21 protein-coding genes and 2 tRNA genes are annotated in these 21175 nt (G+C 63.8%); 9 read left to right on the top strand and 14 right to left on the bottom strand.

Annotated elements, in window-relative coordinates:
* Positions 1 to 145: 145 nt before the first annotated feature.
* The 5 genes from A0W34_RS15475 to A0W34_RS15455 all read right to left on the bottom strand — a co-directional run bounded on the left by A0W34_RS15475 (position 146) and on the right by A0W34_RS15455 (position 4038).
* Complete coding sequence (locus A0W34_RS15475; protein ID WP_042451005.1) at positions 146 to 1396, bottom strand: saccharopine dehydrogenase family protein; 1251 nt, start codon at positions 1394 to 1396, stop codon at positions 146 to 148.
* Positions 1397 to 1440: 44 nt separating this feature from the next.
* Positions 1441 to 1872, bottom strand: coding sequence for a universal stress protein (locus A0W34_RS15470; protein ID WP_081557903.1), 432 nt, complete (start codon positions 1870 to 1872; stop codon positions 1441 to 1443).
* Positions 1873 to 2054: 182 nt separating this feature from the next.
* Positions 2055 to 3596 (bottom strand): SDR family NAD(P)-dependent oxidoreductase, encoded by a 1542-nt coding sequence (locus A0W34_RS15465; protein WP_231917352.1) that lies wholly within the window; start codon positions 3594 to 3596, stop codon positions 2055 to 2057.
* 108 nt (positions 3597 to 3704) lie between these two features.
* Positions 3705 to 3790 (bottom strand) — tRNA-Leu (locus A0W34_RS15460).
* Positions 3791 to 3952: 162 nt separating this feature from the next.
* Positions 3953 to 4038: transfer RNA gene (locus A0W34_RS15455), tRNA-Leu, on the bottom strand.
* Between the two features lie 118 nt (positions 4039 to 4156).
* Between A0W34_RS15455 and A0W34_RS15450 the strand changes: the two genes are divergently transcribed.
* Both A0W34_RS15450 and A0W34_RS15445 read left to right on the top strand, forming a co-directional pair.
* Entirely contained in the window at positions 4157 to 5509 is a 1353-nt protein-coding gene (locus tag A0W34_RS15450) for a M20/M25/M40 family metallo-hydrolase (RefSeq protein WP_003946170.1), read from the top strand.
* Positions 5510 to 5574: 65 nt separating this feature from the next.
* Positions 5575 to 6111 carry a YbhB/YbcL family Raf kinase inhibitor-like protein gene (locus A0W34_RS15445; protein ID WP_007733394.1) on the top strand — a complete coding sequence of 179 codons (537 nt, stop codon included), beginning with the start codon at positions 5575 to 5577 and terminating at the stop codon, positions 6109 to 6111.
* Between the two features lie 58 nt (positions 6112 to 6169).
* On the opposite strand, the gene A0W34_RS15440 is transcribed toward A0W34_RS15445, so the two are convergent.
* The 3 genes from A0W34_RS15440 to A0W34_RS15430 form a co-directional block, all read right to left on the bottom strand.
* The gene (locus tag A0W34_RS15440) at positions 6170 to 7240 is read right to left on the bottom strand and encodes a quinone-dependent dihydroorotate dehydrogenase (RefSeq protein ID WP_054187384.1); all 1071 of its coding nucleotides are present in this window, start codon (positions 7238 to 7240) and stop codon (positions 6170 to 6172) included.
* A 75-nt stretch (positions 7241 to 7315) separates the two neighbouring features.
* Positions 7316 to 7564, bottom strand: coding sequence for a DUF5703 family protein (locus A0W34_RS15435; protein ID WP_003946171.1), 249 nt, complete (start codon positions 7562 to 7564; stop codon positions 7316 to 7318).
* Positions 7564 to 8589, bottom strand: a complete 1026-nt coding sequence (locus tag A0W34_RS15430) for a YncE family protein (RefSeq protein WP_081557902.1) — start codon at positions 8587 to 8589, stop codon at positions 7564 to 7566. Before A0W34_RS15430 ends, A0W34_RS15435 begins: the two co-directional genes overlap by 1 nt.
* Before the next feature lie 183 nt (positions 8590 to 8772).
* On the opposite strand from A0W34_RS15430, the gene A0W34_RS15425 reads away from it, so the two are divergent.
* The gene (locus A0W34_RS15425; protein WP_007733387.1) at positions 8773 to 9195 is read left to right on the top strand and encodes a hypothetical protein; all 423 of its coding nucleotides are present in this window, start codon (positions 8773 to 8775) and stop codon (positions 9193 to 9195) included.
* Here the strand turns inward: A0W34_RS15425 and A0W34_RS15420 are convergent.
* The 5 genes from A0W34_RS15420 to A0W34_RS15400 form a co-directional block, all read right to left on the bottom strand.
* Positions 9176 to 10039, bottom strand: a complete 864-nt coding sequence (locus A0W34_RS15420) for a heme ABC transporter ATP-binding protein (protein WP_007733386.1) — start codon at positions 10037 to 10039, stop codon at positions 9176 to 9178. The two genes, A0W34_RS15425 and A0W34_RS15420, sit on opposite strands and share 20 nt — an antisense overlap.
* Entirely contained in the window at positions 10036 to 11133 is a 1098-nt protein-coding gene (locus tag A0W34_RS15415) for a FecCD family ABC transporter permease (RefSeq protein ID WP_030537529.1), read from the bottom strand. The genes A0W34_RS15420 and A0W34_RS15415 overlap by 4 nt, the downstream gene beginning before the upstream one ends.
* A gap of 63 nt (positions 11134 to 11196) precedes the next feature.
* The gene (locus tag A0W34_RS15410; RefSeq protein WP_042450998.1) at positions 11197 to 12204 is read right to left on the bottom strand and encodes a heme/hemin ABC transporter substrate-binding protein; all 1008 of its coding nucleotides are present in this window, start codon (positions 12202 to 12204) and stop codon (positions 11197 to 11199) included.
* Entirely contained in the window at positions 12201 to 12887 is a 687-nt protein-coding gene (locus A0W34_RS15405; RefSeq protein ID WP_003946162.1) for a biliverdin-producing heme oxygenase, read from the bottom strand. Before A0W34_RS15405 ends, A0W34_RS15410 begins: the two co-directional genes overlap by 4 nt.
* A gap of 92 nt (positions 12888 to 12979) precedes the next feature.
* Positions 12980 to 13915 (bottom strand): aldo/keto reductase, encoded by a 936-nt coding sequence (locus tag A0W34_RS15400; RefSeq protein WP_063316377.1) that lies wholly within the window; start codon positions 13913 to 13915, stop codon positions 12980 to 12982.
* Between the two features lie 228 nt (positions 13916 to 14143).
* Between A0W34_RS15400 and A0W34_RS15395 the strand changes: the two genes are divergently transcribed.
* From A0W34_RS15395 to A0W34_RS15380, 4 genes are read left to right on the top strand one after another with little or no spacing between them, the layout of a single operon-like run.
* Complete coding sequence (locus A0W34_RS15395; RefSeq protein ID WP_081557901.1) at positions 14144 to 14989, top strand: undecaprenyl-diphosphate phosphatase; 846 nt, start codon at positions 14144 to 14146, stop codon at positions 14987 to 14989.
* A 58-nt stretch (positions 14990 to 15047) separates the two neighbouring features.
* Complete coding sequence (locus A0W34_RS15390) at positions 15048 to 15743, top strand: histidine phosphatase family protein (RefSeq protein WP_003946173.1); 696 nt, start codon at positions 15048 to 15050, stop codon at positions 15741 to 15743.
* Positions 15744 to 15798: 55 nt separating this feature from the next.
* Entirely contained in the window at positions 15799 to 16398 is a 600-nt protein-coding gene (locus tag A0W34_RS15385) for a DUF3090 domain-containing protein (protein WP_003946200.1), read from the top strand.
* Between the two features lie 4 nt (positions 16399 to 16402).
* Complete coding sequence (locus A0W34_RS15380) at positions 16403 to 17209, top strand: SCO1664 family protein (RefSeq protein ID WP_003946172.1); 807 nt, start codon at positions 16403 to 16405, stop codon at positions 17207 to 17209.
* On the opposite strand, the gene A0W34_RS15375 is transcribed toward A0W34_RS15380, so the two are convergent.
* A complete protein-coding gene (locus tag A0W34_RS15375; RefSeq protein ID WP_042450996.1) occupies positions 17206 to 17664 on the bottom strand; it encodes a MarR family winged helix-turn-helix transcriptional regulator in 459 nt (152 codons plus the stop codon). The two genes, A0W34_RS15380 and A0W34_RS15375, sit on opposite strands and share 4 nt — an antisense overlap.
* A gap of 127 nt (positions 17665 to 17791) precedes the next feature.
* On the opposite strand from A0W34_RS15375, the gene A0W34_RS15370 reads away from it, so the two are divergent.
* Complete coding sequence (locus A0W34_RS15370; RefSeq protein ID WP_370852732.1) at positions 17792 to 19882, top strand: MMPL family transporter; 2091 nt, start codon at positions 17792 to 17794, stop codon at positions 19880 to 19882.
* 10 nt (positions 19883 to 19892) lie between these two features.
* Positions 19893 to 21134: a cysteine--1-D-myo-inosityl 2-amino-2-deoxy-alpha-D-glucopyranoside ligase gene (gene mshC, locus A0W34_RS15365; protein ID WP_064688179.1), complete on the top strand. Its 1242-nt coding sequence runs from the start codon at positions 19893 to 19895 to the stop codon at positions 21132 to 21134.
* The last annotated feature ends 41 nt before the right edge of the window (positions 21135 to 21175 follow it).

Below are 21175 nucleotides of genomic sequence, written 5' to 3'. Positions count from 1 at the left end.
CTCACTTTTCCGAAAGCGGAGCATCACATATGGATGCCATGAACCAACATCAATGTTACCTGGGAGTATTCCCACCGCTGTCCGCGCCCTGAGCTGCGATAATCGGGCGCGAAGAGCTGAAACGATCAAGTGAAATTCGTTCTGTCTATAGTTTGCGCGCGGAAATCTCGAAACCAGCCGCGCGTAGACGCTCGACCAGGACGTCGCCGAGCGCTGTCGCTGGAGTCAAAACGCCGGTGGCCGGGGGAAGAGCCTTTTGGTCCTTCGCCAACGACAACGCAGATTCGCCGAGCATTACCGCCGTCGCGCTGTATCCCGGGTCGCCCTTCGCCTTCACTCGTGATGTGTATCGGGCGCCGGTCGTGGTCGTGGTGAACACGTCGAGCGTGAAGTGGCCCTTCTTCTGGGTGCTCTCGCTCGGACCTTCACCGGGAGCCGGCAAGACCTTGTCGAGAAGGAAACGTGTCGGAGGTAGAGCGAGTCCGGCGACCAGCGCGCCGAGGCCGACCGCCACGCCGCCCGCAATCACCGGTGACACCACCGATGAGCCGACGCTCATCACCTCGCTGTACTTGAACTTCTTGCCGTACGCCCACTCTCGGAGCGCATTGCTGCGACGGACGACTCGTGTGTTGTACGACGCCATCACGAACGGCGCTTTCCACCCCTTCAACGACGGATCGATCTTCTTGCCGTCGATTACGCTCACGTCGCTCTGGCGTCCGAGTTCGGGCTCCCGATCACGATCGGGGCTCAGCGAGTACGGCGAGGCAGCAAGTTTCCGCAGGCGCGCATCGTCTTTCGACACGTCGATTTGGTTGCGAAGCGAATCGATGGTGCCACCGCTCACGCCGCCGCGCAGGGCCGTGACCACCAGGGTGGTGTCGGTGAGCTCGCCGGCGCCGTCGGCGGCGACCTTCTCGTGCAGGACGTGAACTCCGAGATCGGAAGGGATGGAATCGAATCCGCAGGAATGGACGATCTTGGCACCGGTCGAGACCGCCAGCTCATGGTTGTCGTCGATGCTCTCGCGGTGGAACAGCACCTCACCGGTCAGGTCGACGTAATGAGTTCCGGCGGAGGCGCATTCGTGAACAAGGGCGTGGCCGTACTTGGCATACGGGCCGACCGTGGTGGCGACGACCCGGGTTCGCTGGGCGAGTGCCTTCAGTGCGGTTGCGTCGTCGGCGTCGGCGATGATCAAGGGGAGATCGGCAGCGGCAGTACCCAGATCGGCGCGAGTGGCTGCCAACTTTTCGAGGGAGCGGCCACCGAGGCCGATCTTCGTGCCTTCGGGAGCATGTTTGACGAGGTAGTCGGCGAGTAGCTTACCGACGAAGCCGCTCGCTCCGTAGACGATGATGTCGAGTTCTCGGGCGGGCGAGGTTCCAGTCATGGAGCCAGCCTACAAACGAGCACCCGAAAGTGATGTGACCGAGGTCACTCGGCGGGGAGGGGTTCCTTGACGACGAGGATCGGAGCCTCCACTTCGAGTAGGAGACGCTGCAGCGGGCGTTCGAGGAGGAACTTGCCGATGGGGGACATCCGGCGTGTTCCGACGATCAGGAGATCGGCACCCGCGTCGTGGACCAGGTCGACGAGCGCGGTAACCGGATCGCCGTCGTGCTCGGTGGTGCGCAGATCCCACTTCGTCTCCGAGAATCCACCGGCGTCGAGCGCTGACTGGATCTCGCCGCGAAGAGCGGCCCGATCGTCCTCGGTGTCTCCGAGGTTGACCGTGCCTCCGATGTTGACGTCGTCCAGGACGTGCAGAACCAGCAGTTCCTCGCTTCGACCCACGGATTCCCGTGCGGCGGCCACGATTGCGGCGCGGCCTTCCGGGCTGTCCTTGTGTACGACGGCGATCGTCATGGTTCCTCCGAGTCGGTGAGCAGGTACGCACTCCATTATCGCCTGCAATGCTGTGCTCTACCTGAAATGAGCTACTCGACACGGGGGTTTGGGGGTGACGAGATCGCCACATCGGGGCGGCTAGGTGCTGCCTGTCACCACCGCGGCGGTGCCGCCCATCACCACCGCGGCGGTGCCGCCCATCACCACGGCGAGGGTTTGTAGTCCTTGAGGAAGCAGCCGTGCAGGTCGACGCCCAGTTCACCCTGAACGATGGGGTCGTAGACGCGGGCGGCACCGTCGACGAGGTCGAGTGGTGCGTGAAAACCTTCGTCGGCCAACCGCATCTTGGTGAAGTGTGGGCGTTCGTCGGTGATCCAGCCGGTGTCGACGGCGGTCATGAGGATGCCGTCGTCGAGCATTTCCTTGGAGCTGGTGCGGGTCAGCATGTTCAGTGCTGCCTTGGCCATGTTGGTGTGCGGGTGGCCAGGGCCCTTGTACGCGCGGCTGAACTGGCCTTCCATGGCGGAAACGTTCACGACGTACTTGCGTCGTGCAGCGGCCGCGGCCATCGACGGGCGCAAGCGCGAAACGAGAATGAAGGGCGCGACCGAGTTGCAGAGCTGGACTTCGAGAAGCTCGATTGGATCGACCTCTTCGACGGTCTGAACCCAGCTGTTGGTGTGCGCGAGGTCGGGCAGCAGCCCGCCCGCGTCGATGGCGATGCCCTGCTCGATGCGATCGGGTGACGCCGACTTGGCGACGAGGGCGAGTGAACTGACCGCGTCGGCGGACAGATTTCCGGAGGTGATGCTTGCGACGTCCGACAGCGATCCGGCCAGAGCCGCGGGGTGGGCGTCGCTCGTCTTGCCGAAAGTCAGGACATCAGGGAGTTCACCGGCGGGAAGCGCACTGGACTCGGCGTCGACCAGAGCGCCGTAGGCACCGGGGGAGCGTCGGACGGTTTGCGCGGCGTTGTTGATGAGGATGTCGAGTGGACCCTGTGCGGCAACGGAATCCGCGAGTGCAACAACCTGGGCGGGGTCGCGGAGGTCGATGCCGACGATGCGCAGACGGTGAATCCAGTCGTTGCTGTCTTCCATCGCTTTGAATCTGCGGATCGCGTCGTTGGGGAATCGCGTCGTGATGGTCAGATGTGCGCCGTCACGCAGCAGGCGCAACGCGATGTACATGCCGATCTTCGCGCGGCCGCCGGTCAGAAGTGCGCGTCGGCCGGTGAGATCAGTGCTGGCATCACGTTTGCTGCGGCTGGTGGCAGCGCAATCGGGGCACAGTTGGTGGTAGAAGGCGTCGACTGCGGTGTAGCGCTGCTTGCAGATGTAGCACGGCCGCGCCTTGATGAGCGTGCCGGCGGAAGCGCCCGCGGTGTTCGACTTGATCGGAATGCCTGCGGTCTCGTCGTCGATGCGATCGGGTGAACCGGTGGCAGTCGCAGCGACCACTTGGCGGTCGGCTTCGTTGACGGCTGCGCGCGAGGCGAGGCGACGCTTCTTCTTGAGTCGCTTGAACAGATGGCCGACAGCGCGCTGCATGGTGATCGAATCGGGATGCTCGTCGTCGAGTTCGGCGGCTTCGGAAAGGACCTTCAGGCAGATTTCGAGTTCTGCGGGGTCGAGTCCGGTGAGTTCGGCTCGAGCAGATTCTGAATCGGCTGTTTCCAGCGAATCTGCCTGCAGTGCATCCGACTTCTTGGTGTCTGTATCCACTTCGAACTTCTGTTCCATCTCGATCGCCGCTCGCGCGGACTGTTCCCTGGTGCGGGAACTTCGCCAATTACGAGAAAAGCTCCGGTTCGATGAACCGGAGCTTTTCCTGTCTGTCTCAACACAGAGTGTCCGAGGGGGGACTTGAACCCCCACGTCCGTTAATAGGACACTAGCACCTCAAGCTAGCGCGTCTGCCATTCCGCCACTCGGACTCGGCCCCGATTTCTCGGTGCTGGGAAAGAGTATCCGATGCCATCCCCAGGTCCCAAATCGCCCCACTGCTGTGCGCCCTTATTAACCGCCGGGGGTTAATAAAGGCGCACAGCAAAAAGACCCCAACCTGATCAGGTTGGGGTCTTTCTGCTGTATTCGAGTGTCCGAGGGGGGACTTGAACCCCCACGTCCGTTAATAGGACACTAGCACCTCAAGCTAGCGCGTCTGCCATTCCGCCACTCGGACTCGGCCCCGATTTCTCGGTGCTGGGAAAGAGTATCCGATTAGGTGAGCTGCCCCAAATCGCCAGGTTGCGGGGCATTCAGGTCGCCCGCGTCGTTTGATTCGATGGTAGGAAAGTGGAATGACCACAACCCCGAATAATCCGAATCCGAGCAGAGCCGAAGCAGAAGTAGTCGAACTGGTCAGTTCCCTCATCCGCTTCGACACCTCGAACACGGGAGAACTCGAAACCACCAAAGGCGAGCGTGCGTGCGCGGAGTGGGTTGCCGCGCAGCTTCAAGAAGTCGGTTACGAGACGGAATACGTCGAGTCCGGAGCACCCGGCCGAGGAAATGTCTTTGCTCGCTTGAAGGGAGCCGAGTCGGGTCGTGGTGCGTTGATGCTTCACGGTCACCTCGACGTAGTTCCGGCCGAGCCCGCCGACTGGAGCGTCCATCCCTTTGCCGGCACCGTCCAGGACGGTTACGTCTGGGGGCGCGGCGCCGTGGACATGAAGGACATGGTCGGGATGATCCTGGCCCTCGCCAGACAGTTCAAGGCGGAAGGCGTCGTACCGCCGCGTGATCTGGTGTTCGCTTTCGTGGCGGACGAGGAAGCGGGCGGAAAGTACGGATGCCAGTGGCTGGTCGAGCACCGCCCGGATCTGTTCGAGGGAGTGACCGAGGCCGTGGGTGAGGTCGGCGGTTTCTCGCTGACGGTTCCGCGGCCTGACGGAACCGACCGCCGTCTCTACCTCGTGGAGACTGCGGAAAAGGGCCTCGGTTGGATGCGTCTGACTGCCAAGGGACGCGCCGGACACGGCTCCTTCCTCCACGACGACAACGCGGTCGCGACACTCGCCGGCGCGGTCTCGAGGCTTGCTGCCCACCAGTTCCCGATCGTGATCTCGGATTCGGTCGCGGAGTTCCTGACCGCCGTCGGCGAGGAGACCGGATTGGACTTCGATCCGGGATCACCCGACATCGACGGAACCCTCGCGAAGCTGGGCACGATCGCCAACATCATCGGCGCGACGTTCCGTGACACCGCGAACCCGACGATGCTCAAGGCCGGATACAAGGCGAACGTCATTCCGCAGACGGCCGAGGCGGTCTTCGACTGCCGCGTGCTGCCGGGACGTCAGGCCGAATTCGAGCGAACGGTGGACCAACTGATCGGTCCCGACGTGACCCGCGAGTGGATCACCAAGCTGGATTCGTACGAAACAACGTTCGACGGCCATCTCGTAGACGCCATGAACGAGGCGATCCTCGCCCACGATCCGGAGGCTCGCACAGTTCCGTACATGCTCTCCGGCGGAACCGACGCGAAGGCATTCGCGAAACTGGGCATTCGCTGCTTCGGCTTCGCGCCGTTGCAGTTGCCGCCCGAGCTGGATTTCAGCGCGCTGTTCCACGGCGTCGACGAGCGAGTTCCGGTGGACGCACTACTGTTCGGGACACGTGTTCTGGAACATTTCCTGCTCAATTCCTGACGAGCACGTAGATAGATCCGTGAGCTCGACGCACATCGAGCTCTCTTGTCACAGAAAGGATTCGCATGGCGCACGATCCGTACGAACCATTGCCGAAGTTGCCGAGTTTCGAGCTGACCAGTGACGACATCACTGCGGGCCAGCCGCTGAAGCTTGCTCAGGCCAGTGGAGCCTTCGGTGTCCCCGGTGGCGAAGACATCTCACCGCAGCTCTCGTGGTCCGGCTTTCCGGCCGAGACGAAGAGCTTCGTCGTGACGGTGTTCGATCCGGACGCACCGACTGCGTCGGGGTTCTGGCACTGGGCCGTGGCGAACATCCCCGCTTCCGTCACCGAGCTCCCCGCCGGTGCCGGCGCGGCGGACAGCGATGTCCTGCCCGCCGGAACCGTCACCCTCCGCCACGATGGTGGTGGGTTCGGTTTCATCGGTGCAGGCCCGCCTCCCGGGCACGGTCCGCATCGCTACATCGTCGCGGTGCATGCCCTCGACGTGGAGACACTCGACGGAGTCACCCCTGACTCGTCGCCGGCGTTCCTCGGTTTCAACGTGTTCCATCACGCGATTGCGCGTGCAACCTTGACCGGGACGTTCGAGGTCGAATAGTCACTTTGCTGTGCGCCTTTATTAACCGCGGGCGGTTAATAAAGGCGCACAGCACTCTCTAGCGAGGGTTCTCAGCTCCCACAGCCTGGGCGATCGACGAGAAACCCGCTGCGCGGACCCGCTTGGCTATCCCCTTGTGGATGCTGCGAGCCCAGAACGGTCCGCCGTAGATGAAGCCGGTGTATCCCTGCACCAGTGTCGCGCCGGCGAGGATCCGTTCCCACGCCTGATCGGCCGTCTCGATACCGCCGACCGAGATGATGGTCATCTTGTCGCCCACTCGGACGTACAGGCGCCGAAGTACTTCGAGTGAGCGCTCGGCGACCGGTGCACCGGACAGCCCGCCTGCGCCGAGTGCAGCTACCTCGGCGTCCGGGGTCTTCAAACCGTCGCGACGGATCGTGGTGTTGGTCGCGACGATTCCGGCAAGCCCGAGTTCGATTGCCAGATCGGCGACCGCGTCGACGTCCTCGTCCGAGAGGTCGGGCGCGATCTTCACCAGTACCGGCACGCTGACGGTGTCGAGCACGGCCTGCAGGATCGGGCGCAGTGATTCGACGGCCTGCAGATCACGGAGTCCGGGCGTGTTCGGCGAGCTGACATTCACGACCATGAAGTCGGCCAGCGGACCCAGAAGCTGCGCGCTGGCGGTGTAGTCGGCAGCGGCGTCGGCGGCTTCGACGATCTTGGTCTTGCCGATGTTGGCACCGATCGGGACCGTGACGCGGCGCTGTCGCAGGAAATTCGCCGCGTGACCAGCGCCGTGGTTGTTGAAGCCCATCCGGTTGATCAAAGCGCGGTCGGCCGGAAGACGGAAGAGACGCGGCGCGGGGTTACCGGGCTGAGCCTGGGCCGTCACTGTTCCGACCTCGGCGAAACCGAATCCCAACGGGCCCCAGGCGTCGACGCCGGTGGCGTCCTTGTCGAATCCTGCGGCGAGGCCGAGAGGTGCCGGGAACGTCAGACCGAATGCCTGACTCCGCAGAACCGGGTCGTCGACGACAAGGACTTTTGCGACCAGCCAGCGAAGGGGAGCGAACCGTGTCACCAGTTTCATCGCGGTGAAGGCAATGTGGTGGATGCGTTCCGGTGGGACCCGGAACATCAGGCTCAGCAGCAGTTGGTACACGATTCTCCAGCTCTTCGATGGTGTGATTTTGTCAGCGGTTTCGACAGCGGCGGGCCCTGGTCGTCTGTTGGACGATCAGTGCTGAATGCCGTCCGGATCGGTCACGTGCAGCGGCGTCTTCTTTCGCTTGAGGAGCACGCGACGACTGCCGTCGGGGTAGAGACGGACTCGGGAGAGTTCCCATCCGCCGAACTCGGCGGAGATCGCCAGACGCATCGACGCCGTGACCCGCGAAACATTCGGCGGTAGTCGAAGGGGCACATAGTCGAACTTGTCGTCCGACGTCTCCCACTGCGCGGGGATCCCGCGCGTACGCTTTTCCATCAGTTCTCCCGTGACGGGATGACCTGCAGCCCGTCACCGGTTGCCGATCCGACGATCAGATTGCCGTTGGAAGAGTCTACGGCCAACGAATTCGGCTGTCGCACCGTCTTGAACCGTCCGGTCTCCACGGGGATGCCGGACGACAGATCGAAGCCGACCACTTCATTGGTCGCGGTCAGTGTCACCCACACCCGATCCGCGGCCTCGTCGTAGGCGACGGCGTATGGCGACTCGCCGACGGGGTAGCGCTGGTGCAACAGGAGCGGATCGGCAGTGAAGACGAGCAGTTCGTTCCCGGTGGTGTCGGTGACAAGGATGCGTCCGAAGCGATCGGTGGCCAGATGAGTTGCGCCCTCACCGGCGCGAAGAGCGACGCCGAGTTTGCCGTCTTCGAGATTGATCGCCGTCAGCGAGGTCTGACGGTGATCGAGGGCGCTCAGGTTGTCGCCGGTGACCGCGAGTTCGTCGACGGATGCGAATCCCGAAACCGTCTGTGACTGATCGGTCTTCGGGTCGACGATGTGAACTGAACCATTGTCCGTGCCGATCGCGATGCGGCCGTCGTTGAGTTCGACCGCTGAATTCGCCTGCCCGTCTACCGGGATGGACGTCCGTTCGCCCGAAGTCAGATTCAGCTTCACGACCTGGCGATCCATCGACAGAAGAGCGCTACCGTCAGAGCCGATCGAAACGTCGCGTACGTCGGAATCCAGGGCTGTCGGACGACCTGCAGAGGCGGGGTCGGCGCCGGCCAAACTGTCCGAAGGAACGACCAGCACCGATCGTGGGTCGTTGGCAACCAGAACAGCGCTGCGCGTGATCGGGTCGAATGTGATGGAATCGATCAGACCTGAATACGGGTGAACCACGCCGTCCGGGGTGCTGGTGGTGGCCGGTGAGACCGCTGCCGTTGCGGGATCGATCGTGATGAGGTCGTCTCCGCCATCTCCGGAAGAACATCCTGTGACCAGCAGAACCGCCGCCCCCATTGCTGCTGCAGTGGTGCGGATCCCTAGGCGAGCCATGTGTAGTTCCTCTTTTTCTTGTCATCTGTTCTTCACGCAGTGCGACTGTCATCGATCATCCCTGATCGCAGTCGGGCGCCGTTCATCGCGTCGAGGAACTACCGACCATTCCGCTCACACCCTTGACGCGATACCGTACGAACAGCGATTGCGGTTGACGCTGCAATCACCGAGGAGATCATTGTGATTCCCACAGAACCCACCGATTCCGGCGCGCAGTCGCCCGAACCGGCGCGGCCGGGCTTCGAGATCGAGGACCTCACCGTCGGCGCCCATGCACACGGTTTCGGCAGGTCCGACGGTCGAACTTTCGCGTTCCGCGTACGAAAGAGCATGCTGTTCGTCGAGGTATACGGCGAATACTGCGAGCACAGTGTGCCGACCCCTGCAGACGTTGTCGCCACCGCGGAGCGATCGGTGACCGACATCGATCTGACCGACGAGCGAAGCATCGCCGGTGTGGTCCGCGACGCAGTTCTGTCCACGGAGGCTGATTGGTCACAGCCCGGTCCCGGTGACGGAGTTCGCGAGGGAGACGGCCGCAGCCTGCCGACGGTGAGAGCCGTCCTGAACAGGCTGGGATCGATCATCGATTCTGTTCGGTGAATTCTCGGCGCGGGATGACCAGGGTTGCTCCGGTTGTCGGATGCGGGAACACCTCGACCGGATAACCGTAGACGCGGGTCAGAAGCTCTTCGTGCAACACCGATTCCGGGGGACCGTCAGCGGCGATGCGGCCGTTTTCGAGCACGACGATCCGATCCGCGTACGCCGCTGCCAACGCGAGGTCGTGCAAAACGACGACGACGGCATCGCCGTCCGCAGCGCGAGCGCGCGCCACGGACATCACCGCTTCCTGGTGTCCGAGGTCGAGAGCTGCAGTCGGCTCGTCCAGCAGGATGGTCGACGTTTCCTGTGCCAGTACCCGGGCCAGCGCGACCCGCGCTTGCTCGCCGCCGGACAGCACGGCGAACGGCCGATTGGCGAACCCCTCGACATCGCAGGTCTTCATCGCCGCGGTGATAGCAGCGCCGTCGCGGTCTTCTCGGCGAGTTCCGGTCCATGGCGCACGTCCCATACGAACCACCTGGCGAGCGCTGAACGAAAATCCGATGGTGTGTTTCTGGGGGAGCACCGCGCGTCGGCGCGCCATGTCGATCGGCGACCACTGAGTGAGGTCGGTGCCGTCAACGTCCACCCGCCCAGCGATGACGGGCTGATCACCGGCCAACGCCGCAAGAAGAGTCGACTTACCGGCGCCGTTCGGTCCGACGAGAACGACTAGCTCGCCTGCCCGGACTTCGATGGACACGCCTTCCAGAATCTGCCGACCACCGCGTTCGACTGTGATGTCGCGCGCCTCGAGGGTGACATCACCGACGGCTGGGCTCTTCGGTTCGGGGGTGACGCGGCCGAACAGTTCGCGCCAGTTTCTTACGAGGCTGCTCATGCCCACCCGCCCTGTTGCGCGCGCGTGCGTCGGAGAAGCCAGAAGAAGAAGGGGCCGCCCACCAGAGCGGTCAGCATTCCGAGGGGCAGGTCTGCGTTGTCGATCAGCGACCGCGAGCCCAGATCTGCGACAAGCAGAACCAGTGCGCCGGCGAGGGCGCTCGCCGGAATCAGCGCGCGGTGGCCAGGTCCGACGAGAATGCGCATCAGGTGCGGAACGACCAGGCCGACGAAGAGGATGATTCCCGTGAAGGCAACACTCGCCGAGACCAAGAGAGCGACGATCAGTACCGCGAACTGGCGAAGCCGTTCGACGTTGACGCCCAGATGACGGGCCGCGTGTTCACCGAGCGCCAGCAGGTCGAGACGTGGGGCGATCATCATGGTCGCGGCGATCCCGACGACGGTCATCGGCGCCACGATCAGGACTGCGTTCCAGGAAGCGCCGTTGAGTGAGCCGAGTTGCCAGAACACGATCTGATCGCGAGCGGACGGGCTGGCGACGAAGGTGAAGAACGCGATGAGCCCGCCGGCGAACGCGTTGATCGCGACGCCCGTCAGCACCAACGTCACTACTTCGGTTCGGCCTTCGTGCCGAGCCAGAAGGTAGACCGCCGCGGTGGTGACCAGCCCGGCGACGAACGCAGCCGCAGCAACGGCCCAGCCGGCCACGAACGTTCCCCCGACGACGATGACAGCACTCGCGCCAACTGCCGCGCCCGCAGACACTCCGATCACTCCGGGTTCTGCGAGCGGATTGGAGAACACACCCTGCAGGAGCGCACCGGAACATCCCAGCGCCGCGCCGACACAGATGGCGAGCACGACGCGGGGGAAACGAACCTCCCACAAAGTCACTTCACCGCTGGGATGGGCGGGCATCGGACCGAGGTCGAGCCCGATGCGATGCAGGATGCTGCCCAAAACCTCGAGAGGCGACGTCGGAACTTGGCCGATGCACGCCGACAGTACCGCGACGATCACCAGGGCGAGAGTCAAGCTGACCAGAACCGCACTCACCCGCGACCGCGACGCGGGGCCAGACGCCGACTTGTCGGCGCCCCCGACGTCGTGTGAATCCTCGGCTGCGGACACAGTCTTACCTGCTTCGGAACTACCTGTCTCTGTACTCACGAATCAGCACTCACGAATCTTTGCTCACGATCCACCGGGCTCGTAGATCGCTTCGGCGAGTGCCGCCATGACGCGTCCGGTGTTCGGCCCGAAGCTGAGCAGTACACCGTCCGCCATGTCGACTACTCGTTTGTTCTTTCCAGCCGGCGTCTGAGCGATGCCAGGGACCTTTTCGAGGCCGTCGATTCCGCCGATCGATGCCAATCCGTCCGTCATCATCAGCAGGGCGTCAGGCGCTGCGGCGATGAGCGCTTCGCTGGTGATGGGCACGAACTGTTGTGTGATGCCCGAGGCGGTTCCTGCATCGGTGGCGCCGAGTGCCTCGATCAAGGAATCTGCTCCGGACCCTTCACCGCCGATCATGGTGATGGCCGATCCGCGCATGTAGAGGAATGCGATTTTCAGTGGATCGCCCTCGGTGGGGACCAGGTCACGAGCTCCAGCGATTTCCGATTCGGTCCGGTCGACCAGCGCCGCGCCCTGGGCAGGGACGCCGAGCGCGTCGGCGACGGCCTGGAGTTGTCCTGGCACACCCTCGAGTGTTCGGGTCGGATCGAAGAAGACGACGGGAACACCGGCGGCGCGCAACTGATCCTGGACGCTCTTGGGCCCGATACTGGTGTCGGTGAGAACAACGGTGGGATTGAGGTCGAGAATTGCCTCGGTGTTGAGCGATTGGCCGCCGACCGTGACAACCGGCACGTCCGCGACCGCGGGGAACTTGGCGGCGGTGTCGCGGCCGACGAGATTGTCACCGAGGCCGAGCGCCACCGTCGTCGTCGCGAGCGTCCCGTAGCGGTCGGCCGCAACAATCCGGCTGTTGTCGGTGATGGTCACGTCGACGCCGTCGAAGCTCTTCACCGTCACGGGCAGTGTCGCGGTCGGGTTGTCGGACACGGGAACCGGGCTGGAATCTTCGAGTACCGCGGTCCTGGCACCCTGAGATGTCGTCGAAGTGTCGCTGGACCCGCAAGCCACCAGACCGAAACCGGCTGCTGCGACCAGAGCCGCCGCGGCCAAGCGCTTCATCATTTGACGAGGTAGCTCTCGATGTCGCCTTCGAGGTCGGCGAACAGGTCGCCGTTGAGGCGGTACGCCAGATTCACCTCGTCGATGAAACGCTGCTGTTCCTCGGCGGGAATCTGCAGTGCATCCAGATTCGAGCGGTAGTCGTCCTTGAAAGGCTTCGGCTTGGGGATGCCTTCGAAGATGTAGAAGCGAAGTCCGTCGGTCTCGAATCCGTAGGCGCGTTCGAGCATCCGGCGGATGATCTGTCCGCCCGAGAGATCGCCCATGTACCGAAGGTAGTGATGTGCGACGAAGCCGGCAGGCCAGTCGAACGCCACCTCCTTCAGGCGGGCGATGTAGCGCTCGGTTGCCGGCAGTGCCACGAGTTCGTCGCGCCAGTTCGGTCCGCCGAGGAACTCGAGATCGGCCTCGAGTGAAGCCACGCGCAACAGATCCTCGGACAGGAACGGGGCGACCAACTCGTTGTCGGCGTGTGTGCGGCCGGCCTCTTCGAGGCTCGTGTAGACGAGGTACGTCTGTCCCAGAAGTGCGGCGTAGCCAGCCGTGGTCAGCTCACCGCCGAGTAGTGCGCCTACGAATCGCGACTGCTCCGTCTCGCGGTGTGCTGCGTCCGTCTCGGTCTTGATTCGTTCGGAGAAGGCTGGGCCTGCGTCTGCGGAAAGGCTGTCTACGTCGAGCGTGGTCATTGATTCTCCTGAGGCTGTAGTCAAGCGTTGCCTACTAGGTTAGCCTGCCCTCGCCAACGCGATACCTCCGGTATTTCGATCAGCGGGACAGATCAAGCGCTCACATCGTCGAGAGCCGCGGCAATCGCTTTCGGAAGTTCCAATTCTTCGGTTGCCAGTACTCCTGTCAACTGGGCGAGATCACGCGTGCCGACGACGGCGCTGGCCACCCCGGCGCGATCGCGCGCCCAGGCCAGTGCCACCGCCAGTGGGGAAGTACCCAGACCGTCGGCAGCGGTAACGACTGCGTCGACCACCCGGATCGAGGAATCGGTCAGATAGCTCTGCACATCCTGCGAATGTGCTTCGTCGGCGCCGCGGGAATCGACGGGAATGCCGTCGCGGTACTTGCCGGTCAGCACACCGCCCGCGAGGGGTACTGCGGCGAACACTCCGACGCCGTGATGGGCCGCCGCTGCGAACAATTCTTCCTCGACGCCGCGTGCGAGCAACGAGTACTCGGCCTGCGTCGCGGCGAGTGTTGTTGCGCCACCGGCTCCTACGGCCGTCGCGAGCTGCCAGCCGAGGTAGCCGCGAACTCCGACGTACCGCACCTTGCCGCTCGAGACGGCGTAGTCGAGGGTTGCTGCAACCTCGTCGACGGGCGTGAGCGGATCCCAGGTTGCGACCTGCCACATGTCGAGGAAGTCGGTTCCGAGTTCACGAAGAGTCGCGTCGAGCTGGCGGAGCAATCCGCGCCGCGAGCAGTCGACGCGGTCGGTGCCGATCGGTGTGGGGTCGATGCCGGCGCTCGAGCTGACGATGAGTTCGTCACGTGGAACGACGTCGTCGAGCAACTCGGCGAGGATCCGTTGCGCCGCACCGGCGCCGTAGGCGGGCGAGGTGTCGACCAGGGTTCCGCCGGCCTCGGCGAACGCGAGTAGCTGCGCAGCAGCCTCGTCGCCGTCCGTGTCGCGTCCCCATGTCAGTGTGCCGAGCCCAAGTCGCGAGACCCGAAGTCCGCTCGTTCCGACAGATCTGTGCTTCATAACCGCCTGCATCTCGCGCCCGACTCGTGTGCGCAAGTGCGGCACCCGAGAGATCTCACCACGTGCAGACTAGTAGGCGGTCGCCTCGAGTCGGGGTATTCGGACACGGACGTGCCGGGCGCGGCGCGGCGCCGTGGGCCCCGGTAGCGTGGCGCCGGTGAAACGTGAACCCGACACACGAAACCTGTGTGCAGTAACCCCATTCGAATCAGCCGGGATCGGTGAGTGATGGGCGAAGCGATGACCTGGCTCCAGGCCGTGATCCTGGGCCTCGTGCAGGGCTTGACCGAGTTCCTGCCCATCTCGTCTTCCGGACATTTGCGAATCGTGTCGGAGATATTCTTCGGCAGTGACGCCGGCGCATCGTTCACCGCGGTGACGCAGCTCGGCACCGAGTTGGCGGTCCTGATCTACTTCGCACGCGACATCGTGAGGATCATCACTGCCTGGTTCCGAGGTGTGTTCAATGCCGAGCACCGGGGCGATCTCGATTACCGGATGGGCTGGTACGTCATCATCGGCACCATCCCGGTCGGCATCCTCGGGTTCTTCTTCAAAGACCAGATCCGTACCGGCGCACGCAATCTGTGGCTGATTGCCACGATGCTGATCGTGTTCGCGCTCGTCATCGCTGCTGCCGAGTACTACGGACGCAAGACGCGCCCGATCGAATCGCTCACAGCGCGTGACGGCATCATCATGGGTTCGGCTCAGGCGCTCGCGCTCATCCCGGGTGTCTCACGTTCGGGTGGCACGATCAGTGCCGGCCTTTTCCTCGGACTCACCCGTGAGGCCGCAGCCCGTTACTCGTTCCTGTTGGCGATTCCGGCAGTTCTCGCCTCCGGTTTGTTCAGCCTCCCGGATGCCTTCGAGCCGGCCGGTGAGGGTCTGAACGCGAGCGGTCCGCAGTTGCTGGTGGCAACCGTCATCGCCTTCGCGGTCGGTTACGCAGCGATCGCCTGGCTGCTTCGATTTGTTGTCGATCACTCCATGTACTGGTTCGTCGGATACAGAATCGCTCTCGGCGTAGTCGTCCTTGCGTTGCTGGCCGCAGGGGTCGTGTCCGCGACATAGGGCCCGTTTCGACGTCGACCACCCGTCCGTGCGGCCACCGCCCCATTAGGGTTGTGGAATGACAGTTGTCCTACTGCGGCACGGGCGGTCGACGTCCAACACTGCCCATACCCTGGCCGGTCGAACGCCGGGTGTGGAACTCGACGACCACGGCCGGAAACAGGCCGAAGGCGTCGTCGATCGGCTGGTCGGTCTGGACATCGCGGAGATCGTCCGCTCGCCGCTGTTGCGGTGTGAGCAGACGGTCGGCCCCATTGCCGTCGACCGTGGTCTGACGCCGGTGGTCGAGGATCGCCTCATCGAGGTCGATTACGGCGACTGGACGGGTCGCCCGCTCAAGGAACTCTTGGAAGAACCGCTCTGGAAAGTGGTGCAGCGCCACGCTTCCGGTGCAGTGTTTCCCGGCGGTGAAGGGCTGGCCCAGGTACAGGCGCGAGCCGTTGCCGCGATCCGAGAGCACGACGCACGGCTGGCCGAAGAACACGGCAAGGACGTCGTCTGGATCGCGTGCACGCACGGTGACGTCATCAAATCGGTTCTCGCCGACGCGTTTGCGATGCATCTCGATTCGTTCCAGCGCATCGTCGCCGAGCCCGCCTCGGTCAGTGTGATTCGCTACACGGCGACACTGCCGTTCGTTCTTCGCGTCAACGACACCGGAGACGTACTCGCCGCGATCGGTGCAGCTAAGGCCGCGACCAACGGTTCGGCTCCCGCGCAGGAGTCCGTCCCCGGCGGAGAGGTCGGTGCGTGAGCTGTGACGGATAATGGGTATTCAGTGATGTTCTGCTCGAACTCGAGGAGGTGCAATGTCGCGCGCGATTCACGTATTTCGCACTCCTGACCGATTTGTCGCAGGAACGGTGGGCGAACCCGGTGACAGGTCTTTCTATCTCCAGGCCGTGCACGAATCACGGGTGGTGAGTGTGCTGCTAGAGAAGCAGCAGGTTCAGGTCCTCGCCGATCGCATGGGCTTACTCCTCGAAGAGGTACATCGACGCTTCGGAACCGAGGTTCCGCCACAAGCCGACGACGTCTCCGACCTCAGCCCGCTGGTCACACCACTCGACGCGGAGTTCCGGGTCGGCACGATGGGGCTCGGTTGGGACGCCGATGCCGGGGCGGTCGTCGTGGAGCTGCTTGCCGTCAGCGAGACGGAGTTCGACGAATCGGTTGTCCTCGACGACGCCGACGACGGTCCGGACGCAGTCCGTGTGTTCCTGACTCCGGAGCAAGCGCGCGAGTTTTCGCTGCGGTCCGAACGCGTCATCGCGGCGGGACGCGCGCCGTGCCCGCTGTGTGGTGAACCGTTGGCGCCCGAGGGGCACGTCTGCATCCGCACCAATGGGTACCGACGCGGCGAGTCCTTCGGTTTCGCGATCGACGACGCAGACGACGACGAGGTCTGACGTCGTGTCCGAACCTGGTGTGCCGGACGTTCTGCTCGAGGGTGATCTGACTCTGATCGGTCAGATCACCACAGCGAGCAACGCCACGCTGGTATGTGAGTCGACTCTGGGGGAGCAGTCCACCCGTGTGGTCTACAAGCCGGTGCGGGGTGAACGCCCACTGTGGGATTTCCCGGACGGCACTCTGGCGGGGCGTGAGGTCGCGTCGTACCGCGTGTCCGAGGCGCTGGGTTGGGGAGTGATTCCGCGAACAGTGTTGCGGGACGGCCCCTTCGGTCCAGGCATGGTGCAGCGATGGATCGACACCGTCGATCGCCGCGCGGATGGATCTGGCGGACTCGAGATGGTGGACCTGTGCAGTCCCGGCAACGTTCCGCCGGGGTGGTTCGAGGTCCTGCAGGCCTTCGACTCGGAGGGTGAACCAGTCTCCCTGATCCATGCGGACGATCCACGGCTGCAGCGAATGGCCGTTCTGGACGTCCTCATCAACAACGCCGACCGCAAAGGTGGTCACGCTCTCGAAGGCGTCGACGGCTCGGTGTACGGCGTTGATCACGGAATCTGTCTTCACTCGGAGAACAAGCTGCGGACCGTGTTGTGGGGGTGGGCCGGGCAGCCCGTACCCGGTGCTTTGATCGCCGACGTCGCCGAATTCGCGACAACTCTCGACGGGGATCTCGGCGACGAGTTGTCCGAACTGATCACCGAAGAGGAAATCGTGGCCTTGGCGGTGCGGGCGATGCAGTTCGCCGAGTCCGCTGTGATGCCTGAGCCGAACGGCCATCGAACGATTCCCTGGCCGGCCTTCTAGTCGCGAGACGTTTCCTGCTGTTCGCGAGTTGCCGTCAATCCGGGTGAGCGAACCAATCGCAGTAGTTGTTCGCGCAGCGCGGCGACATCCCCGACGCCGACGGTCAACGCCGCATCTTCCTTCTCGAGCGTCAGTAGTCGCTCGTACGTCAGTCTTCCGGCGTCGGTTATCGCGATCACGCGCCGACGCTCGTCCCTCGGATCGGTGTCACGAGTGACGTAACCCGCTCGTTCGAGACGGTCGATCGTGCGGCTCATCGTCTGATCGGTGACGCGGGCGTTCTTCGCGATGTCGCGTTGAGACGCCGCCCCACCGGCGATCGAGTGGAGCACGATCAGGCCCGCGTGCGTCATGTCCTGAGACCGCAAGACCTTCTCCCACGAGTGCTCCACCAGGCGTGCAGCGGTGGACAACAGCCGGCCGGTGGGCCAGTCGTCCAGGCCGTCGCTGCTCATTTTTCTGCCTTCCGTTTGCAATTACTCAGCATGCTGAACAAAATAGTCGGCAAGTCCTCTGCTGCCGATCCCTGGAGACCCAGTGAGCACACCAGTACAAAATCGTCCTGTTCGTCGCCTTCGATGGATTGTGCCAGCTCTCCTCGTGATCGGCTGGCTGGCAATCGGAGGATTCGGCGGTCCGTTCGCCGGAAAGCTCAGCACGGTGCAGCAGAACGACAACACGTCGTTCCTGCCCGCGTCGGCCGAAGCGACCGAGGTGGCAAAGCTTCAAGAGAGCTTCACGGACACGCGCTTCGTGCCGGCCATCATCGTGGCGGAACGACCGGGTGGCCTCGAGCCCGCCGACTCGACCTTCCTTTCCCAGACCGTCGATTCGTTCGTCGGTACCGAAGGATTCGGCGACGCCTCATCGCCGCCGATCCCGTCGGCCGACGGCCAGGCACTCCAGATGTTCCTGCCGGTCGACAGCACCCTCGAAGTCAAGGACAGCGTGAAAGCGCTGCGCGCGGCGCTGGAGTCGAGCCCTGACGGACTGACAGTCAAGGTCACGGGCCCCGCTGGGCAGGTTGCGGATCTGTCGGCAGCATTCGCCGGTATCGACGGATTGCTGTTGTTGGTAGCCGGATCCGTCGTGATCGTGATCCTGATCATCGTTTACCGAAGCCCGATCCTGCCGTTCGTGGTGATCTTCTCGGCGATCTTCGCACTCGGATTGTCGAGCTTGCTCGTGTATCTGCTCGCGGACGCGGACGTCATCGCACTGAACGGTCAGAGCCAGGGCATCCTGTTCATCCTCGTGTTCGGTGCCGCCACCGACTACGCGCTACTGCTGGTCTCTCGCTACCGGGAAGAATTGCGGATCGAGAAGGACAAGTACGCAGCAATGCGCACTGCGTGGCGCGCGACGCTCGAACCTGTCGCAGCGTCTGCAGGAACGGTCATCGCGGGCGTTCTGTGCCTGTTGCTCTCCGACCTGAACTCGAACCGCGGACTCGGTCCGGTGGCCGCCATCGGTATCGCCGCGTCCTTCCTCGCATCGATGACCTTCCTACCTGCTGTCCTGGTTCTGTTCGGGAGGACGGCGTACTGGCCGACCAAGCCGAAGTTCGATGCCGACCGCGAACACCACGACGAGGCGAACGATCACCGGTTCTGGGCCGGGCTCGCTGCTCGAATCGGTAGGCATCCGCGCCGCTTCTGGGTGGCGTCGACGCTGGTGCTGGTGATCTTCGCGATGATGATGCCGCAGTTCAAAGCCAGCGGTGTCTCGTCGTCCGACATCTTCTTGCTCGATGTCGATTCGGTTGCAGGCCAGGAGATTCTCGGCGAGCACTTCGACGCGGGTTCGGGTTCACCGGCCGTGGTCATCGCGAATGCAGACCAAGTGGATGCCGTTGCGGCAGCCAGTCGCGTGGAGGGTGTCAGCGACGTAAGCGTCGTGCAGAACGGGGGAGCCCCACTGGTTGTCGACGGGCGAGTCTCCCTGCAGGCGACGTTGACTGACGCTGCCGACTCGCTCGAGGCCGAAGACACCATCGTGCGACTGCGTGATGCAGTTCACTCAGTGGAGGGCGCCGACGCATTGGTCGGTGGCGTCACTGCGACCGACCTCGACACGAAGACCACCTCGACACGGGACCGGACACTCATCATTCCCGTGGTGATCATCGTGGTGTTCGTGATTCTCTCGCTCTTGCTGCGTTCGCTTCTCGCACCGCTGCTTCTCATGGGCACCGTTGTGCTCTCGTTTGCTGCGACACTGGGCATTTCGTCGCTGGTGTTCGACCACGTCTTCGGTTTCCCCGGCGCGGATCCGGTGGTCCCGCTCTTTGCGTTCGTGTTCCTCGTGGCTCTGGGAATCGACTACAACATCTTCCTCATGACGAGGGTGCGTGAGGAAGCGCTGAAGATCGGCACCAGGGCGGGTGCTCTGCGGGGACTCACGGTGACCGGCGGGGTGATCACATCTGCCGGAGTTGTTCTGGCAGCAACCTTCTCGGCGTTGGCGGTGATCCCTCTGTTGTTCCTCGCCCAGATCGCGTTCATCGTGGCGTTCGGTGTCCTGCTCGACGCTCTGATCGTCCGATCCTTGCTGGTCCCGGCCTTGACCTACGACATCGGTCAGAAGATCTGGTGGCCGAGCAAGCTCGCGTCGACGCCCGAACCGGAGCAGGATCAGCCAGCACCTTCCCAGCCTCAGAGCAGTCTCCACTAGGCTCGGCAGCATGCAGTCTTGGTCCGATACCGCACTCCCGTCCGTTCCCGGTCAGGGGCCGCCGTTGCGGCTGTACGACACAGCCGACCGTCAGGTTCGCCCCGTCACCCCGGGCGAGAAGGCGACGATGTACGTCTGCGGCATCACCCCGTACGACGCCACCCACCTCGGCCACGCGGCCACGTACCTCACGTTCGACCTCGTGAACCGCATCTGGCGCGACGCCGGACACGATGTCCACTACGTCCAGAACGTGACCGACGTGGACGACCCGCTGTTCGAGCGAGCCAATCGCGACGGCGAGGACTGGATCGTCCTCGGCATGCGTGAGACGGCTCTCTTCCGCGAGGACATGGAAGCGCTGCGTGTGCTTCCGCCGAAGGACTACATCGGCGCCGTCGAATCGGTGAACGAAGTAGTGGAGTTGGTGGAGAAGTTCGTGGCGTCCGGCGCCGCGTACATCGTCGACGACGCGGAGTTCCCCGACGTCTACTTCCGTGCCGACGCGACCGAGCAGTTCGGCTACGAGTCGGGCTACGACCGCGCGACGATGGAGAGGTTCTTTGCCGAACGCGGCGGAGATCCCGATCGCGTCGGAAAGCGCAATCCTCTCGACGCACTTGTCTGGCGTGCGGAGCGTCCGGGCGAGCCCTCGTGGCCCTCACCCTTCGGGCCGGGGCGCCCCGGCTGGCACATCGAATGCGCGGCCATTGCACTCAACCGCATCGGCTCCGGCTTCGACGTCCAGGGCGGTGGCAGCGATCTGATCTTCCCGCACCACGAGTTCTCGGCTGCGCATGCCGAATCGGCAACGGGTGATCGCCGATTCGCGCGGCACTATGTGCACACCGGCATGATCGGTCTCGACGGCGAGAAGATGTCGAAGAGTCGCGGAAACCTGGTCTTCGTCTCCAAGCTGCGCGGCGAGGGGGTGGACCCAGCGGCAATCCGTCTCGGACTTCTGTCCGGCCACTACCGCCAGGATCGCGCGTGGACCGATCAGGTCCTCGCGGATGCTCAGTCGCGCCTGAAGGTGTGGCGCGAGGCAGCAGCTCTCGGTTCTGCGCCGTCTGCCACTGACACTGTTGCGCGTTTGCGTCAGCACCTGGCCGACGATCTCGACACCCCGAAGGCGCTCGACGCGCTCGACGGTTGGGCCCGCCGCGCCATCGAGGGCGGCGGATCCGACACGCAGGCACCCGGCGAGTTCGCCGATGCCGTCGACGCCCTACTGGGTATTTCGCTTCGCTGAACCCCTGCTGTGCGCCTTTATTAACCGCCCGCGGTTAATAA

This window comes from Rhodococcus sp. BH4 (genome assembly GCF_002079265.1).
GTDB classification, from domain to species: Bacteria; Actinomycetota; Actinomycetes; order Mycobacteriales; family Mycobacteriaceae; genus Rhodococcus_F; species Rhodococcus_F qingshengii.
This window is presented reverse-complemented; position numbering and strand designations above follow the sequence as displayed.